Consider the following 652-nt stretch of genomic DNA (forward strand, 5'->3'; position numbering starts at 1 on the left):
GAGGCCCGCCAGCCCGGCTCCCAGCAGCAGCGCCGCACCGCCCGCGGCGAGGGGCCAGTCACCGGCCCTGGCCTTCGGCGCGAGGCCGCCGCCGCCCGTCTGCGGGGCGCCTGCCGGGATCCTGCGCCGCTCGTCGGCGCTCGGGTCCCAGTCGGCGGGCAGGGAGGCCGGGACCCTGGACACCGTCTCGCCCGGTGCGGCGGTCCAGCTCTGGCCGGACGTGCCCGAGCCGCCCCCGCCGGGAGCGGTCGGCCAGGAGCCGGTGGAGGGCGCCACCGGTTTCCCCGGCCATCCCTTGTCCGCGCCCTTGCCCGTGCCTTTATCCGTGCCCTTGTCCGTGCCCTTGTCCGTGCCCCTGCCCGTGCCTTCGTCCGTGGAGCCCTTGCCCGTGGACGGCTTCCCGCCGGCGTCTTCTCCGGCCGGGACACGCCCGAGGCGTCCTTCACCCCGCCCCGGGTCCCGTCGCCGCCGGAGGCGTCCTCGGACCGGCCGCCGTCCCCACCGGAGGCGTACGCCTCCGACGAGGTGGAGCCCGAGCCCAGCGCTCCCGCCCACACGTCGTCCTGGCGGCTCGACACCCCCCCCGCCGGAACCGGGCGTCTCCAGACCGCCGCCCCCCCGGGGTCCGTCCTCCGGCCTGCCCCACCGCCTG

Annotated in this window: 1 protein-coding gene; it reads right to left on the reverse strand. The window is 78.8% G+C overall.

Annotation, left to right across the window (positions count from 1 at the left end):
• A partial coding sequence (locus tag ACWJ6R_RS37610; RefSeq protein ID WP_449066747.1) for a hypothetical protein occupies positions 1 to 276 on the reverse strand: 276 nt, incomplete at its 3' end.
• Between the last annotated feature and the right edge of the window lie 376 nt (positions 277 to 652).

Source organism: Planomonospora algeriensis, assembly GCF_977012225.1.